Raw genomic sequence first — 15,295 nt, forward strand, 5'->3', positions numbered from 1 at the left:
AGTGACCGTGAACCTGCCCGCCGGACTGCTCGCCACCGCCGTCGTCCCCGCCTCGAGCGCCAATCTCGGCCCCGGCTTCGACAGCCTGGGCCTCGCGCTGAGTCTGTACGACGAAATTCAGGCTGAGACAACCGATTCCGGCCTCACCATCGAGGTGACGGGAGAGGGGGCCGGGCAGGTTCCGGACGACGAGTCCCATCTGGTCGTCCGGGCGATCCGGCGCGGCCTGGCCGCGGGCGGAGTCTCGGTTCCCGGTCTGAACATCAAGTGTCGCAACGTCATTCCGCACTCGCGCGGACTCGGCTCGTCGGCCGCCGCGGTGGTCGGCGGTTTGGCTGTCGCCAATGGCCTTATCGCCCAATCGGGTTCACAGCCACTGACGCTCGAACAGCTGGTCCAGCTGTCGTCGGACTTCGAAGGCCATCCCGACAACGCCTCGGCCGCCGTGCTGGGCGGTGCCGTGGTGTCCTGGACCGCACCGGGCCCGGCCTACGCGGCCGTCCCGCTGACGCTGCATCCCGACATTCATCTGTTCCCGGCGATTCCGCAGGTGCGCTCGTCGACCGCGGAGACCCGGGCGGTGCTTCCCGCACAGATCGCGCATGCCGACGCCACGTTCAACGTCAGCCGTGCCGCACTCCTGGTCGTGGCGCTGACGCAGCGTCCGGATTTGCTGATGGCGGCCACCGAAGACGTGATGCATCAACCGCAGCGTGCAGCGGCGATGCCGGCCTCGGCGGAATATCTGGCGATGCTCCGGCGTTCTGGGGTTGCAGCAGTGCTTTCTGGTGCTGGACCTGCGCTTATCGCATTCAGCACCGAGCCCGAACTGCCGGCCGAAGTCCTCGAATTCGGTGCGGCCAACGGTTTCGCCGTCGAAAAGATGGCGGTGGGCCAAGGGGTTCGCTGGACCGTCGGTGCCGGCGTCTAACGGAAAGCACACGCCGGAGTGGCGTTTCTTGCTTCATTGTCGGATGAGAGATATTCTCGCACCGTCCAGCAATCGCAGGCTCTAGTACCTGCGCCTACGGTAGGACGACCACTCTTCTCTTAGATGTTCAACTCGTGGACTGATGGTTCGCCGCACGGCGGCAAATCCTGGTGCTTGGCTGATGCACTGCCTCAGCCGACCCCCGGCATTTGACGAATGCGGTTCGGGGAAGCCGTCCGACTGCGAACAAACCCTCGCCTGATCAACTGCGCGAGGGCACAGAAAGGAAATCCGTGACTGATACGGACCTCTTCACCGCCGACGGCAACACTGACGCCCCGGCAACTGAAGCGCCGGCGGCCGGACGCTCCGGATCGCTGACCAGTCTTCTGCTCCCCGACCTGCGTGCGCTCGCTGCCCAGGCCGGCGTCAAAGGCACCTCCGGCATGCGCAAGAGCGAATTGATCGCCGCCATCCGGGAACACCGTGGCGAGGCCAACGGCGCCAAGACCGAAGCCAAGGCCGCGAAAGCCGAAGCCAAGACCGAGGCCAAGGCCGCCGAGGCCGTCAACGGCAACGACGCCGCCAACGAGGCCAAGGAAGCCCCGGCCGCGAGCAACGCCGACGCTGCCGCCGGTGACGCCCCCGCAGCTGAGCAGACCCCGCGCCGCGAGCGCCGCGGCTCCTCGCGCCGGGCCGGTGCGCCCGTCGACGGTGAAGCCGGCGATGCCGGTGACAAGCCCGCCGAAAAGGCCGGCAAGACCGAGAACGCGGACAACGCCGACGCCCCCCGCGAGGAGCGCAACCGCGAACGGAACGCCGACAACAGCAACCAGGGCGGCAACAAGGCCGAAGGTAACCAAGGCGGCAACCGCGACCAGGGCGGTAACCGCGACCGCGATCGTGGCGGCGACAACCAGGGTGGCAACCGCGACCAGGGTGGCAACCGCGACCGCGATCGTGGCGGCGACAACCAGGGCGGTAACCGCAACCAGGGCGGCAACGACAACTCGAACAACAATGACGACGACGACAGCCGTCAGGGCCGTCGCGGCCGTCGGTTCCGCGACCGTGACCGTCGTCGTCGCGGCGAGCGTGGCGACAACCAGGGCGGGAACGCCGAGACCGAACTCCGCGAGGACGATGTCCTGCAGCCGGTCGCCGGCATTCTCGACGTGCTGGACAACTACGCGTTCGTCCGCACCTCGGGCTACCTGGCCGGCTCCAACGACGTCTACGTCTCGATGAACATGGTCCGCAAGAACGGCCTGCGCCGCGGCGACGCGGTGACGGGTGCCGTGCGGGTCCCGCGCGAAGGCGAAAGCAGCGCGCAGACCGGAAATAACCCGCGCCAGAAGTTCAATCCGCTGGTGCGCCTGGACAGCGTCAACGGTGGTCCGGTCGAGGCGGCACGCAACCGTCCCGACTTCACCAAGCTGACCCCGCTGTACCCCAACCAGCGGCTGCGCCTGGAGACCACGCCCGATCGGCTGACCACGCGGGTGATCGACCTGATCATGCCGATCGGTAAGGGTCAGCGTGCGCTGATCGTGTCCCCGCCGAAGGCCGGTAAGACGACGATCATGCAGGACATCGCCAACGCGATCACCCAGAACAACCCGGAATGCCACCTCATGGTGGTGCTCGTCGACGAGCGTCCGGAAGAGGTCACCGACATGACGCGCTCGGTGAAGGGTGAGGTCATCGCCTCGACCTTCGACCGCCCGCCGTCAGACCACACCCAGGCTGCCGAGCTGGCGATCGAGCGGGCCAAGCGCCTGGTCGAGCAGGGCAAGGACGTTGTGGTGCTGCTGGACTCGATCACCCGTCTGGGCCGCGCGTACAACAACGCGTCGCCGGCGTCGGGCCGCATCCTGTCCGGTGGTGTCGACTCGACCGCGCTGTACCCGCCGAAGCGCTTCCTCGGTGCTGCGCGCAACATCGAGAACGGCGGCTCGCTGACCATCATCGCGACCGCGATGGTCGAGACCGGCTCCACCGGTGACACCGTCATCTTCGAGGAGTTCAAGGGCACGGGTAACGCCGAGCTCAAGCTCGACCGCAAGATCGCCGAGCGCCGCGTGTTCCCGGCCGTCGACGTCAACCCGTCGGGCACCCGTAAGGACGAGCTGCTGCTCGGTCCGGACGAGTTCGCGGTCGTGCACAAGCTCCGCCGCGTGCTGTCGGGTCTGGACCCGCACCAGGCCATCGACCTGCTGATGAGCCAGCTGCGCAAGACCAAGACCAACTACGAGTTCCTGGTCCAGGTCTCGAAGACCGCTCCGGGCAACATGGACAACGACTAGTCCCAGCCCACGCAAAAGCCCCCGGAATCAACTGATTCCGGGGGCTTTTGCGTTAGGTCGTCGGACTACGGTTGGGCCTTCAGGCCTGGCATCACGTAGCGACGCACGTGCGCGAGCAGTTCGTCGGCATTGTTGGCGTCGAGCCGCTGCCCGGGCATCGTGGCGAGTGACAGGATGACGCGCGCGACCCACTCGGCAGCGTCGTCGATGTCGGTGTCAGGGTGGATTTCGCCGTTGTCACGAGCGGCGACGAGGTAGCGGGACCAGAAATCGGCGAGGTCGGGCACCAGGCCCTGCACGCCGGCGCCCGCGCAGGCGGCGAACTCGTCGGGCTCCTCCACGCGCAGCTTCATCAGCAGCGCGCCGGGGTCGTCATATGCCGTGCGGCCGTGCTGGATCCCGGTCACGATCTGGTTGTCCAGACCACCGATCGACGCCAGCATGGCGTGCGCGTCGGTCCAGTAGGCGTTGTTCAGGCGGACGATCGCCGCGCCCAGCAGCGTCACCTTGTCCGGGAAATGTCGGTAGAGCCAGCCACGGGATACGCCCGCGGCCTCGGCGACCTCGGATACCGTGGTGGCGCGAATTCCCTTGGCGCGCATGCACTCTTCAGCGGCGTCGATCAGTCGATCGCGCACGCTTCTCGGGGATTCAGGGCTTGCCACCGGAGGTCTCCTCACATGTCAACCGGGCGAACGACGATTCTGCCAGGGCGCTGACGCTATTGCGCTACCCCTCAGCCATGGTAGACACTTTCCAGAATCTGTTCACTCTGGGTGGTTGTCGTGATCACCCACCGCACCGGGAGCCTAAATGGCGGAGACCCTTCAGCAGCTGCTTCGCGAACGCGCCGACCAGGACACCGTCGCCGTCAAGTACGGCGACACGACCTGGACCTGGCGAGAGTACGTCGCCGGAGCCAAGGCGCAGGCCGCCGCCCTCGTGGGTCAGGCCGACCCGCTTCGGCCGCTGCACGTGGGCACTCTGCTCGGCAACACCCCCGAGATGCTGACGGCGCTGGCCGCCGCGGCGTTGGGCGGCTACGTGCTGTGCGGCATCAACAACACCCGTCGCGGTGAGGGGCTGGCCCGCGACATCGCCCGCGTCGAATGCCAGATAGTCCTCGTCGATGAGCACGGGCGCGCACTCCTCGAAGGCGTCAGCCTGCCCGGTGTCACCGTCATCGACGTCACCGCGACCGAATGGCCGCAGCGCGACCTGACCCCGCATCGGGAAGTCGGACCCGACGACACCTTCATGATGATCTTCACCTCGGGCACCAGCGGCGAGCCGAAGGCCGTCGAGGTGGCCCATTCCATCGTGCTGTTCTCGGCCGCAGCCCTGGTGCAGCGCTACGAACTGACAGAACAGGACACCTCCTACCTGGCGATGCCGCTCTTCCACTCCAACGGCGTCTACGCCGGCTGGGGCGTCGCACTCGGTGCCGGCGCGGCGATGGCGCCGGCACAGTTCTCCGCGTCGAGGTTCCTGCCGGACATCCGCCGCTACGGCGCGACCTACATGAACTACGTCGGCAAGCCGCTGGCCTACATCCTGGCCACCGCCGAGCAGCCCGACGATCACGACAACCCGCTGCGCGTGGCCTTCGGCAACGAAGCCGCCGACCGCGACATCGACGAGTTCAGCCGTCGATTCGGCTGCAACGTGTGGGACGGCTTCGGCTCGACCGAGCTCGCGATCATCATCACCCGTTCGGAGGGCACTCCGGCAGGCAGCGTCGGGCAGGGGTTCCCGGGCGTGGCTGTCTACGACCCGGAAACCGTCACCGAGTGCGAGGCGGCCCGCTTCGACGAAACGGGCGCCCTGATCAATGCCGAGGCGGCGACCGGCGAGCTGGTGAACACCAACGGCAGCGGCATGTTCCGCGGCTACCACAACGACCAGGGCGCGACGGATGAACGCCTGCGGCACGGCATGTACTGGTCGGGTGACCTGGCCTACCGCGACGCCGACGGCTGGATCTACCTCGCCGGCCGCACCGCCGACTGGATGCGAGTTGACGGGGAGAACGTCACCGCGGCGCCCATCGAGCGAATCCTGTTGCGGCACCCCGTGATCAGCCGGGTCGCGGTGTATCCGGTGCCCGACGAGTTCGTCGGCGACCAGGTGATGGCCGCCATGGTGCTGCGTGACGGCCAGACCCTCGACCCGACGTCATTCGCGGAGTTCCTGGCCGCGCAGCCAGACCTGTCTGCGAAGTCCTGGCCGCGGTATGTCTGGCTCGCCGACGACCTGCCCAGCACCGCGACCAACAAGATTCTCAAACGGGAACTGGTCGCCCTGGGCGCCGATCCGGCCGGCCGCGTGGTCTGGCAGCGCGACGGCACCGAGTACACGCGGGTCGCCGAAAACTGATTCCGGCCGTCGTGTCCCCGTGCGGTTCGCCCGTTCGTCTCAAAGGTGTTGGACGATCAACCCTGAAGGAGACAACGATGAAATACGCGACGCTGATCTACATCAAGCCGGGCAGTCACGACACGGATCTCACCGAAGACGAGCACATGGCGGTGACGGCCGAATACATGGCCCTGCGGCAGGAGCCGCAGTGCGTCGGTGGCGGCCACCTGCAACCGGTCGAGACCGCCACGACGGTGCGCGGCGACGGACTGATCACCGACGGCCCGTACGCCGACACCAAAGAGGTGTTCGGTGGGTACTTCGTCATCGAAGCCGACAATCTCGACGTCGCTCTGGAATGGGCGCAGCGGATCCCGGCCGTGCGGATGGGCGGAGCCGTGGAGGTGCGTCCGCTGGTCGAAATCCCGGGGGAGGTCTAGGGCGAGCGAAGCGACGGGATGGGTCGAGCCCTGATCGACGACATTTTCGCGCGGGAGTGGGGCCGGGTCCTGGCCGCGCTCATCGGCATCCTCGGCGACTTCGAACTCGCCGAGGATGCCGCGCAGGAGTCGTTCGCCCGGGCCGCCGAGCGCTGGCCGCGCGACGGCGTGCCCGAAGCGCCCGTCGCCTGGTTGGTGCGCACCGGTCGCAACGCGGCGATCGACCGGTTGCGCCGCGAGCAGACGCTGCAGGCCAAAACCCGGCTGCTCCAAGCGGATCAACAGGCAACCACCATGGACGAGATCGACCTCGACGACAGCACCATCGGCGACGAGCGCCTGCAGCTGATCTTCATGTGCTGCCATCCGGCGCTGGCGCGCGAGGCCCAGGTGGCGCTCACGCTGCGGGCGCTCGGCGGGCTGACCACAGCCGAAATAGGGCGCGCCTTCCTGGTTTCCGAGGACACCATGAAGCGTCGGCTCTCCCGCGCCAAGACCAAGATCAAGGCGACGAACATCCCGTTCGCGCTGCCGGCCGACCGGCTGCTGCCCGACCGCGTGGCAGCGGTGCTCGCGGTGATCTACCTCATCTTCAACCAGGGCTTCACCGAGCGCGACGACCTCGCCACCGAAGCGATCCGGCTGGGCCGGCTGCTCGCCGAATTGCTGGCCGACGAACCCGAGGCCTACGGGCTGCTGGCCCTGATGCTGCTGCACGATTCGCGACGCGCGGCCCGGGTGGCCGACGGCCAGGTGGTGCCACTCGCCGAGCAGGACCGGACGTGCTACGACCAGGCCAAGGTCGACGCCGGCCGGGCCGCCCTCGACCGCGCGTTGGCCCTGCGGCCGGCCGCCGGGCCGTACGTGCTGCAGGCGGCCATCGCCGCCCTGCAGGCCGAGGACGAGATCGACTGGCACGAGGTCGTGGTCCTCTACGAGCGGCTGGAAGAGCTGACCGGATCGCCTGTCGTCGCGCTCAACCGTGCGGTGGCCGTCGCCGAAGCCGGCGATCCCGCCCGGGCACTGGGGCTCATCGACGCACTTGACCTCGGTGACTACCGCTACCTGCCGTCGACTCGGGCGGAATTGTTGCGCCGGTTGGGCCGCACGGCCGAGGCGCGGGACGCGTTCGAACGGGCGCTGACGCTCGCGACGACCGAGCCGGAACGACGATTCCTGGCGCGCCGGCTGACCGAGCTGGGACAGCACTCCGGCCAGGAATAGTCGCCGGCCCGGCGGCGTTTAGGACCTTGGCGGCTGACCTGGCATAATCGACCGCCGAACCCCCTCGGTTCCGGTTCACGTCCGAATAATCGGGCGACCCGGCGCCATCGATCGCAGAGGACCATGAAATGAAATCGGGTATTCACCCCGCATACGTCGAGACCACAGTGGTCTGCGGTTGCGGTAACAGCTTCCAGACGCGTAGCACCAAGGAAAGCGGCCACATCGTGGTCGAGGTGTGCTCGCAGTGCCACCCGTTCTACACGGGCAAGCAGAAGCTTCTCGACACCGGCGGCCGCGTGGCTCGCTTCGAGAAGCGCTACGGCAAGCGCAACACCGGCTCGAAGGCCGCATCCGAGAGCTAGCTTCGTTTACGGCGCCCCGATCTGTCGCATTCGCGTCAGGTCCGGGCGCCGTTTTCGTATCCAGAGCCCGGCACCCCAGAACAACCGCAGGAGTCCGAAAGTGGCAGAGACAGATACCGCGCCCCGCATCGAGGCGCTGCTGGCCGAGCACGCCGACCTCGAGCGGCAGCTGGGGGACCCGAACCTGCATGCGGACGCCGGCGCGGCCCGCAAGGTCGGTCGCCGGTTCGCGCAGGTCTCGCCGATCGTGGTGACCTACCGCAAGCTCGAGACTGCCCAGGGCGACCTCGAAGCCGCTCGGGAGCTGGCCGCCGAGGACGCCGCGTTCGCCGCGGAGGTGCCCGAGCTGGAGGCCCGCGTCGCCGAACTCGACGCCAAGCTGACCGATCTGCTGGCCCCGCGTGATCCGCACGACGCCGACGACGTCGTGCTCGAGGTGAAATCCGGTGAGGGCGGTGAGGAGTCGGCGCTGTTCGCGTCGGACCTCGCGCGCATGTACATCCGGTACGCCGAGCGCCATGGCTGGACCGTCACGGTGCTCGACGAGACCTGGTCCGACCTCGGCGGCTACAAGGACGCCACCATCACCATCGCCAGCAAGGGCGATTCCGCCGACGGCGTGTGGTCGCGCATGAAATTCGAGGGCGGCGTGCACCGTGTGCAGCGCGTGCCCGTCACCGAATCGCAGGGCCGCGTGCACACGTCGGCCGCCGGCGTACTCGTGTACCCGGAGCCCGAAGACGTCGAGCAGGTCCAGATCGACGAGTCGGACCTGCGCATCGACGTCTACCGCTCGTCCGGCAAGGGCGGCCAGGGCGTCAACACCACCGACTCGGCGGTGCGTATCACGCACCTGCCCACCGGCATCGTCGTCACCTGCCAGAACGAGCGCTCGCAGCTGCAGAACAAGGCCCGCGCCATGGTGGTGCTCGCCGCGCGCCTGCAGGCACTCGCCGAGGAGCAGGCCTCGGCCGACGCCTCCGCGGACCGCGCCAGCCAGATCCGCACCGTGGACCGCAGCGAGCGCATCCGGACGTACAACTTCCCGGAGAACCGGATCGCCGACCACCGCATCAACTTCAAGGCCCACAACCTCGACCAGGTGCTCGACGGCGACATGGACGCGCTGCTCGACGCCCTCGCGGCCGCCGACAAGCAGGCCCGGCTCGCGCAAGAGTGATCCGCCAGGCCATCACTGAGGCGACCACGCAGCTGGCCGCCGCGGGTATCGATTCCGCCCGGGTCGACGCCGAATACCTCGCCGCCCACGCCGCCGGGGTGGACCGCGCGCGGGTGCTGTGGTCCGAGCCGGACCCGGCGTTCTATCCGCGCTTCCGCGCGCTGGTGCAGCGCCGCGCACAACGAATTCCCTTGCAGCACTTGATCGGAACCGCCGCATTCGGTCCCGTTGAGGTGCAGGTCGGTCCGGGGGTGTTCATTCCCCGGCCCGAGACCGAGGCGCTACTGGAGTGGGCCATGAACCAGGCGCTGCCGCCGAGCCCGGTGATCGTGGACCTGTGTACGGGATCGGGAGCCCTGGCACTCGCGCTCGCGCACACCTGGCCGCAGGCGCAGGTCGTCGCCGTCGAGAAGTCCCCGGAGGCCCTCGTCTACGCCCGGCGCAACTGCGCCGCCAGCAGAGTCGAGGTGCTCGAAGCGGACGTCACCGTTCCCAGCCTGCTGGCAGACAGGGACGGCACAGTGGACCTGCTGGTGTCCAACCCGCCGTACATCCCCGACGGCGCCGACCTCGATCCCGAAGTCATCGACCACGACCCGGCCAGTGCCCTGTTCGGTGGGCCCGACGGCATGTCCGTCATCGTGCCGATCATCGCGCTGGCAGCCCGGTTGCTGCGTCCCGGCGGCAAGTTGGGCATCGAACACGACGACACCACAGCCGATCAGGTGGTGGCCGCGCTGGACCGCGACGGTACGTTCGGTGACATCACCGCGCGGCGCGATCTGACCGGGCGGCCCCGGTTCGTCACCGCGACCCGACGGTAAAACGGGTCATGGCAACCGACGAAACGCTTGCGTGAGGAGTCATAGATGGAGACGTTCGACTGCGGTGATGCGGCCAAGCGCGCCACCGGGATCGCCTCGGCTATCAGTGCGCTCAAGGGCGGTCGCCTGGTCGTGCTGCCCACCGACACCGTCTACGGACTGGGTGCCGATGCCTTCAACAGCGAGGCCGTCGCGGCGCTGCTGGCCGCGAAGGGGAGGGGCCGCAACATGCCCGTCCCGGTTCTGGTCGGTTCGTGGCGCACCATCGACGGGCTCGTCTACGCCGTGCCGCCCGCTGCCCGGGACCTGATCGAAGCGTTCTGGCCGGGCGCGCTGAGCCTGGTCGTGCGGCAGGCCCCGTCGCTGTCGTGGGATCTCGGTGACACCAACGGCAGCGTCATGCTCCGCATGCCGCTGCACCCGGTGGCGATCGAGCTGCTGCGCGAGGTCGGTCCCATGGCTGTGTCCAGCGCCAACATCTCCGGGCAGCCGCCCGCGGTCAACGCCGACGAGGCGCGGGCGCAGCTGGGCGACAAGGTCGAGGTGTACCTCGATGCCGGACCGGCGACCAAGCAGGCCGCGTCCACGATCGTCGACCTGACCGGCGGGGCACCGCGAGTGCTGCGGGAAGGGCCGATCTCCGCCGCGCAGATCGCCGAAGTACTCGGTGTCGAAGCGGAGTCCCTCACCGGCGAGCCGGCGTGACGGCCAGCGAGAAGCCGGAGGCGGATCGCGCATGACCGTAGTCGCCGACGCCGGCCGGCTGCTCGCGCAGATCGACCGAGGCACCGGGGTACCGCTCCGGGAGCTGGTGCTGGTCGGTCTCACCGCGGCGATCATCACCTACTTCGCCACGGGCTGGGTGCGGGCACTGGCGTTCCGGTTCGGTGCCGTCGCCTACCCGCGCGAGCGTGACGTCCACGTCCAGCCTGTCCCGCGCATGGGCGGGCTGGCCATGTACATCGGGGTGGTGGCCGCGGTGCTGCTGGCCTCCCAATTACCCGCGCTGACACGAGGTTTCGTCTATTCGTCCGGCATGCCGGCGGTCGTGGTGGCGGGCGGCCTGATCATGCTCATCGGCCTGATCGACGACCGCTGGGGCCTGGATGCCCTGACCAAGTTCGCCGGCCAGATCACCGCGGCCAGTGTCCTGGTCACCATGGGTGTCGCGTGGAGTGTGCTGTACATCCCGATCGGCGGCGTCGGCACCATCGTGCTGGACCAGGCGTCGTCGATCCTGCTGACCCTGGCGCTGACGGTCTCGATCGTCAATGCGATGAACTTCGTCGACGGCCTCGACGGCCTGGCCGCGGGCCTGGGCCTGATCACCGCGTCGGCCATCTGCATCTTCTCGGTCGGGCTGCTGCGCGACCACGGCGGTGACGTGCTGTTCTACCCGCCGGCCGTCATCTCGGTGGTGCTTGCCGGCGCCTGCCTGGGCTTCCTGCCGCACAATTTCCACCCCGCCCGGATCTTCATGGGGGATTCCGGGTCCATGCTCATCGGCCTGATGCTGGCTGCCGCGTCGACCACCGCGGCCGGCCCGATCTCGCAGAACGCCTACGGCGCGCGCGATGTGTTTGCTTTGCTGTCGCCGTTCCTGTTGGTGGTTGCGGTGATGTTCGTGCCGGCCCTCGACATGCTGCTGGCCATCGTTCGTCGCACCCGTGCCGGCCTGAGCCCGTTCAGCCCCGACAAGATGCATTTGCACCACCGGCTGCTGCAGATCGGGCACTCGCACCGCCGCGTCGTGCTGTTGATCTACCTATGGGTCGGCATCGTGGCTCTCGGGGCGGCCAGCACCATTTTCTTCGACCCCCGGTACACCGGTGCGGTGATGCTCGGAGCCATCTTCCTGGCCGCCATTTTCACCCTGATCCCGCTGCTGCGGCGACGCGATGACCTGCCAGAAGGCGAGTACGACAAAAAGTAGTAGGTGCCCGTTTTCGGGTGCCCACCATGTGGTACGGTTCTCGCAGAACCCGAAAAACCTCGCGGGTTGCCGGCCCGGCCCATCGGTTCACACAAGCCGATCGGCGCCGAATGACGACCGACAAAGGGAGCTTCCCCTTGGGTGATTCCAGTGTGCCCGACGCGCTCGATGTGACCTTCGATACGCTCTTTGGGCACGCACACAGGATTGCCAGGTATATGGGGACGGCACTCGTGACCGCGGGATTGAGGTGAACACCATGACGACACCAGCGCAGGACGCGCCCTTGGTGTTGCCGGCAGTGGCTTTTCAGCCTATTCGATTGTTTGCTATCTCGCTCCTCGTAACGGTTGTCGCGCTCGGCGGCGGCTACGCAGTGAGTGGAAATCTCAAGTTCGGCGCCTTCTTCGGCCTGGGGATGGCGCTCGGTCTCACCAACGCACTCATGGTCCGTCGCGCGGTTGCCAAGGTCACCGCCAAGGACCACCCGCTGAAGATGCAGATGGCGGCCAACTCCGCGATGCGGTTGGTGGTCATCTCGGTGGTCGCGCTGTTGATCACGTGGTTCTTCAAGCCGGCCGGTATCGGCGTGCTGTTCGGGGTGGCACTGTTCCAGGCGATTCTTGTCATGAGCACCGCATTGCCGGTGATGAAGAAGGTGCGAGCCGGCCAACGTAACGGTGGCGGCGTCGACCAACCAGAAGCACACGACGGATCAGAAGCAAAGGACTGACGACCCAAGTGATTCAACAATTCACCGCCGAGGCCGCCATTGAGGTCGGCCACCACGAGCAGCACGAGCTGTGGGGCTACACCTTCAACGTCGACACGATCATCGCCACGAGCGTGGCCGCGGTCATCGTCATCGCGTTGGCCTTTGTCGTGCGGGCGAAGGTGACCTCCACCGGGGTGCCCGGCGGTGTGCAGCTGTTCTTCGAGGCCATCACCATCCAGATGCGCCAGCAGATCGAGACCGCGATCGGTATGAAGGTCGCTCCGTTCGTGCTGCCGCTGGCCGTCACGATCTTCACCTTCATCCTGATCTCCAACTGGCTCTCGGTCCTGCCGGTGCAGTTCGGTGGGGAAGACGGTGGCGCCAAGGAGTTGCTGGCCCCGCCGGCCTCCGACATCAACTACGTGTTGGCGCTCGCGCTGTTCGTGTTCCTCTGCTACCACGCTGCGGGTATCTGGCGCCGGGGCGTCTTCGGCCACTTCAAGAAGCTGCTGAAGGGCCACGTCGCGGTCCTGGCTCCGATCAACATCGTCGAGGAGATCGCCAAGCCGGTCTCGCTGTCTCTCCGACTCTTCGGCAACATGTTCGCCGGCGGCATCCTGGTCGCGCTGATCGCGATGTTCCCCTGGTACGTGCAGTGGGCGCCGAATGCCATCTGGAAGACCTTCGACCTGTTCGTCGGCCTGATCCAGGCGTTCATCTTCGCGCTGCTGACGATCTTGTACTTCAGCCAGTCGATGGAACTCGACGAGCACCACTAAGTACCCGCAAGACCTGTAGGAACCACAAATAAGACCCTGGTAGCGCAGCTACCAGTTACCAAGGAGGAAAAAGAGAATGGCCGACGCAGCAACGAACGCCACTATCATCCAGGGCGCCCTCATCGGCGGTGGCTTGATCATGGCCGGTGGCGCCATCGGTGCCGGTATCGGTGACGGTATCGCCGGTAACGCGCTGATCTCGGGCATCGCCCGCCAGCCGGAGGCCCAGGGCCGTCTGTTCACCCCGTTCTTCATCACCGTTGGTCTGGTGGAAGCCGCGTACTTCATCAACCTGGCCTTCATGGCGCTCTTCGTGTTCGCCACCCCGGGCCTGTCGTAATCCAACATGGGTGAGTTGAGCGCAACCATCCTGGCCTCGGGCCAGGCAGCAGCGGAAGGCGGCGGGGGTCAGAACTTCCTGATCCCCAACGCGACCTTCTTCGTCGTGCTGATCATCTTCCTGATCGTGCTCGGCGTGATCGGCAAGTGGGTTGTGCCACCTGTCAGCAAGGTTTTGGTCGAACGCGAGGAAATGCTGGCCAAGACCGCCGCTGACAACCGGAAGTCGGCTGAGCAGGTAGCCGCCGCAGAGGCGGACTACAACGCGGCGATGGCGGGTGCTCGCACGGAGGCTTCGGCCATCCGCGACGAGGCCCGCAACGAGGGCCGCAAGGTCGTCGACCAGGCGCGTGCAGCGGCGAGTGGTGAGGTGGCCGAAACCCTCAAGGGTGCCGACCAGGCACTGTCCGCACAGCGACAGTCCACAGAGGCCGAACTGCAGTCGTCGGTCGACAACCTGTCCCAGACGCTGGCGAGCCGGATCCTCGGCATCGAGTTGGCGTCTGACGTGAAATCAGGCGGGAGCCAGTAGATGGAAATCTTCATCGGGCAGCTGATCGGCTTTGCCGTCATCGTGTTCATCATCTGGAAGTACGTGGTGCCTCCGGTGAAGGGCTTGATGGCCAAGCAGCAGGAAGCCGTTCGCGTCGCGCTGGCCGAAAGTGCCGAAGCCGCACAGAAACTCGCGGACGCCGACAAGATGCACGCCAAGGCTCTTGCCGACGCCGAGGCTGAGTCGAGCAAGGTGACCGACGAGGCGCGGCACGATTCGCAGCGCATCGTCGAGCAGCTCACCGAGCAGGCCGGCATCGACGCCGAGCGGATCAAGGCGCAGGGCGGCCAGCACGTCGAGCTGATGCGCCAGGGCGTCATCCGCGAGCTCCGTCAGGGGCTGGGTGCGGATTCGGTGGCCAAGGCCGACGAACTGGTGCGCCAGTACGTCTCCGAGCCCGCCGCACAGGCCGGTACCGTCGACCGCTTCCTCGCCGATCTGGAGCAGATGGCGCCGTCCTCCGCCGAGGTCGGTACCCACGCCGAGGTGAAGCTGCGGGCCGCGAGCCGGGACTCGCTGACCGCTCTGGTCGGCAAGTTCGACGCCGCCGCGGGTGGTCTGGATGCGGCCGCGCTGACCGCGCTGTCCGATGATCTGGCCGCCGTCGCCCGCCTGCTGCTGACCGAGGTCAACCTCGACCGGCACCTGGCCGAGCCTGCCGACAACCCCGCCCCCAAGGTCGCACTGCTCGACGCGGTGCTGTCCGGCAAGATCGGCGCCCCCGCCCTGGAGCTGCTGCGCTCCGCGGTGTCGTCGCGCTGGTCGGAGCAGTCCGACCTGGTCGACGCCGTCGAGCACATCGCTCGCCTGGCGCTGATCAAGCGGGCCGAGGTCAGCGGTGACGTCGCCGAGGTCGAGGACCAGCTGTTCCGCTTCAACCGGGTGTTGGACGCGCAGCCGCGCCTCTCGACGCTGCTCGGTGACTACGGCACCCCGGTCGACGGCCGAGTTGCGTTGCTGGACAAGGTCCTTACCGGTGCCAACGGCTCGGTCAACAGCACCGTCAAGGCGCTGCTGACGCAGACCGTGAGCCTGCTGCGTGGCGAACGTGCCGACCAGGCAGTCCTCGATCTGGCCGAGCTGGCAGTCGCCCGCCGCGGTGAGGTGGTTGCCCACGTCGAAGCGGCCGCAGCCCTGTCCGATGCCCAGCGGACCCGACTCACGTCGGTCCTCACCCGCATCTACGGCCACCCGGTGTCCATCCAGCTGCATGTCGATCCGAGCCTCCTCGGTGGTCTGACCATCACCGTCGGTGACGAGGTGATCGACGGATCCATCTCGTCACGACTGGCTGCCGCCTCCAACCGGCTGCCCGACTAACTCCGAAACACCCAAGACTAGGAAGACC

At 67.3% G+C, this 15,295-nt stretch carries 16 protein-coding genes; 15 read left to right on the forward strand and 1 reads right to left on the reverse strand.

What is annotated here, in order from left to right; genetic code table 11:
* The first annotated feature begins 1 nt into the window (after position 1).
* Positions 2–931: a homoserine kinase gene (thrB, locus tag ACWW1C_RS06520; RefSeq protein WP_455982677.1), complete on the forward strand. Its 930-nt coding sequence runs from the start codon at positions 2–4 to the stop codon at positions 929–931.
* Positions 932–1,224: 293 nt separating this feature from the next.
* On the forward strand, positions 1,225–3,237 hold the full coding sequence (gene rho, locus ACWW1C_RS06525; RefSeq protein WP_455982678.1) for a transcription termination factor Rho: 2,013 nt from the start codon (positions 1,225–1,227) through the stop codon (positions 3,235–3,237).
* A 65-nt stretch (positions 3,238–3,302) separates the two neighbouring features.
* Here rho and ACWW1C_RS06530 read toward each other — a convergent pair whose 3' ends face one another.
* Positions 3,303–3,839, reverse strand: a complete 537-nt coding sequence (locus tag ACWW1C_RS06530) for a TetR/AcrR family transcriptional regulator (RefSeq protein WP_455984179.1) — start codon at positions 3,837–3,839, stop codon at positions 3,303–3,305.
* Between the two features lie 211 nt (positions 3,840–4,050).
* On the opposite strand from ACWW1C_RS06530, the gene fadD1 reads away from it, so the two are divergent.
* The 13 genes from fadD1 to ACWW1C_RS06595 all read left to right on the forward strand — a co-directional run bounded on the left by fadD1 (position 4,051) and on the right by ACWW1C_RS06595 (position 15,267).
* Positions 4,051–5,613, forward strand: coding sequence for a fatty-acid--CoA ligase FadD1 (fadD1, locus tag ACWW1C_RS06535; protein ID WP_455982679.1), 1,563 nt, complete (start codon positions 4,051–4,053; stop codon positions 5,611–5,613).
* A 77-nt stretch (positions 5,614–5,690) separates the two neighbouring features.
* Positions 5,691–6,035, forward strand: coding sequence for a YciI family protein (locus ACWW1C_RS06540; protein ID WP_455982680.1), 345 nt, complete (start codon positions 5,691–5,693; stop codon positions 6,033–6,035).
* An 18-nt stretch (positions 6,036–6,053) separates the two neighbouring features.
* Complete coding sequence (locus tag ACWW1C_RS06545) at positions 6,054–7,259, forward strand: RNA polymerase sigma factor (protein ID WP_455982681.1); 1,206 nt, start codon at positions 6,054–6,056, stop codon at positions 7,257–7,259.
* A gap of 128 nt (positions 7,260–7,387) precedes the next feature.
* Positions 7,388–7,624, forward strand: coding sequence for a 50S ribosomal protein L31 (gene rpmE, locus ACWW1C_RS06550; RefSeq protein ID WP_455982682.1), 237 nt, complete (start codon positions 7,388–7,390; stop codon positions 7,622–7,624).
* Positions 7,625–7,724: 100 nt separating this feature from the next.
* Entirely contained in the window at positions 7,725–8,804 is a 1,080-nt protein-coding gene (gene prfA / locus ACWW1C_RS06555; RefSeq protein ID WP_455982683.1) for a peptide chain release factor 1, read from the forward strand.
* Positions 8,801–9,628 (forward strand): peptide chain release factor N(5)-glutamine methyltransferase, encoded by an 828-nt coding sequence (prmC, locus tag ACWW1C_RS06560; RefSeq protein ID WP_455982684.1) that lies wholly within the window; start codon positions 8,801–8,803, stop codon positions 9,626–9,628. The genes prfA and prmC overlap by 4 nt, the downstream gene beginning before the upstream one ends.
* Before the next feature lie 45 nt (positions 9,629–9,673).
* Positions 9,674–10,333 (forward strand): L-threonylcarbamoyladenylate synthase, encoded by a 660-nt coding sequence (locus ACWW1C_RS06565; RefSeq protein ID WP_455982685.1) that lies wholly within the window; start codon positions 9,674–9,676, stop codon positions 10,331–10,333.
* A gap of 31 nt (positions 10,334–10,364) precedes the next feature.
* Complete coding sequence (locus tag ACWW1C_RS06570; protein ID WP_455982686.1) at positions 10,365–11,561, forward strand: glycosyltransferase family 4 protein; 1,197 nt, start codon at positions 10,365–10,367, stop codon at positions 11,559–11,561.
* 259 nt (positions 11,562–11,820) lie between these two features.
* Positions 11,821–12,294 carry an ATP synthase subunit I gene (locus tag ACWW1C_RS06575; RefSeq protein ID WP_455982687.1) on the forward strand — a complete coding sequence of 158 codons (474 nt, stop codon included), beginning with the start codon at positions 11,821–11,823 and terminating at the stop codon, positions 12,292–12,294.
* Between the two features lie 8 nt (positions 12,295–12,302).
* Complete coding sequence (gene atpB / locus ACWW1C_RS06580; protein WP_455982688.1) at positions 12,303–13,055, forward strand: F0F1 ATP synthase subunit A; 753 nt, start codon at positions 12,303–12,305, stop codon at positions 13,053–13,055.
* A gap of 76 nt (positions 13,056–13,131) precedes the next feature.
* Complete coding sequence (locus tag ACWW1C_RS06585) at positions 13,132–13,395, forward strand: F0F1 ATP synthase subunit C (protein ID WP_020104130.1); 264 nt, start codon at positions 13,132–13,134, stop codon at positions 13,393–13,395.
* A gap of 6 nt (positions 13,396–13,401) precedes the next feature.
* On the forward strand, positions 13,402–13,926 hold the full coding sequence (locus tag ACWW1C_RS06590; protein WP_455982689.1) for a F0F1 ATP synthase subunit B: 525 nt from the start codon (positions 13,402–13,404) through the stop codon (positions 13,924–13,926).
* The gene (locus ACWW1C_RS06595) at positions 13,927–15,267 is read left to right on the forward strand and encodes a F0F1 ATP synthase subunit B/delta (protein ID WP_455982690.1); all 1,341 of its coding nucleotides are present in this window, start codon (positions 13,927–13,929) and stop codon (positions 15,265–15,267) included.
* Positions 15,268–15,295 lie beyond the last annotated feature (28 nt).

The organism is Mycobacterium sp. HM-7, assembly GCF_053852335.1.

Bases quoted from the DNA above. Each gene is read 5' to 3' on its own strand.
- rpmE (WP_455982682.1), top strand. From the start codon at position 7,388: ATGAAATCGGGTATTCACCCCGCATACGTCGAGACCACAGTGGTCTGC.
- ACWW1C_RS06595 (WP_455982690.1), top strand. From the start codon at position 13,927: ATGGAAATCTTCATCGGGCAGCTGATCGGCTTTGCCGTCATCGTGTTC.
- ACWW1C_RS06540 (WP_455982680.1), top strand. From the start codon at position 5,691: ATGAAATACGCGACGCTGATCTACATCAAGCCGGGCAGTCACGACACG.
- ACWW1C_RS06565 (WP_455982685.1), top strand. From the start codon at position 9,674: ATGGAGACGTTCGACTGCGGTGATGCGGCCAAGCGCGCCACCGGGATC.
- ACWW1C_RS06585 (WP_020104130.1), top strand. From the start codon at position 13,132: ATGGCCGACGCAGCAACGAACGCCACTATCATCCAGGGCGCCCTCATC.
- ACWW1C_RS06545 (WP_455982681.1), top strand. From the start codon at position 6,054: ATGGGTCGAGCCCTGATCGACGACATTTTCGCGCGGGAGTGGGGCCGG.
- ACWW1C_RS06575 (WP_455982687.1), top strand. From the start codon at position 11,821: ATGACGACACCAGCGCAGGACGCGCCCTTGGTGTTGCCGGCAGTGGCT.
- ACWW1C_RS06590 (WP_455982689.1), top strand. From the start codon at position 13,402: ATGGGTGAGTTGAGCGCAACCATCCTGGCCTCGGGCCAGGCAGCAGCG.
- ACWW1C_RS06530 (WP_455984179.1), bottom strand. From the start codon at position 3,839: ATGCGCGCCAAGGGAATTCGCGCCACCACGGTATCCGAGGTCGCCGAG.
- fadD1 (WP_455982679.1), top strand. From the start codon at position 4,051: ATGGCGGAGACCCTTCAGCAGCTGCTTCGCGAACGCGCCGACCAGGAC.
- ACWW1C_RS06570 (WP_455982686.1), top strand. From the start codon at position 10,365: ATGACCGTAGTCGCCGACGCCGGCCGGCTGCTCGCGCAGATCGACCGA.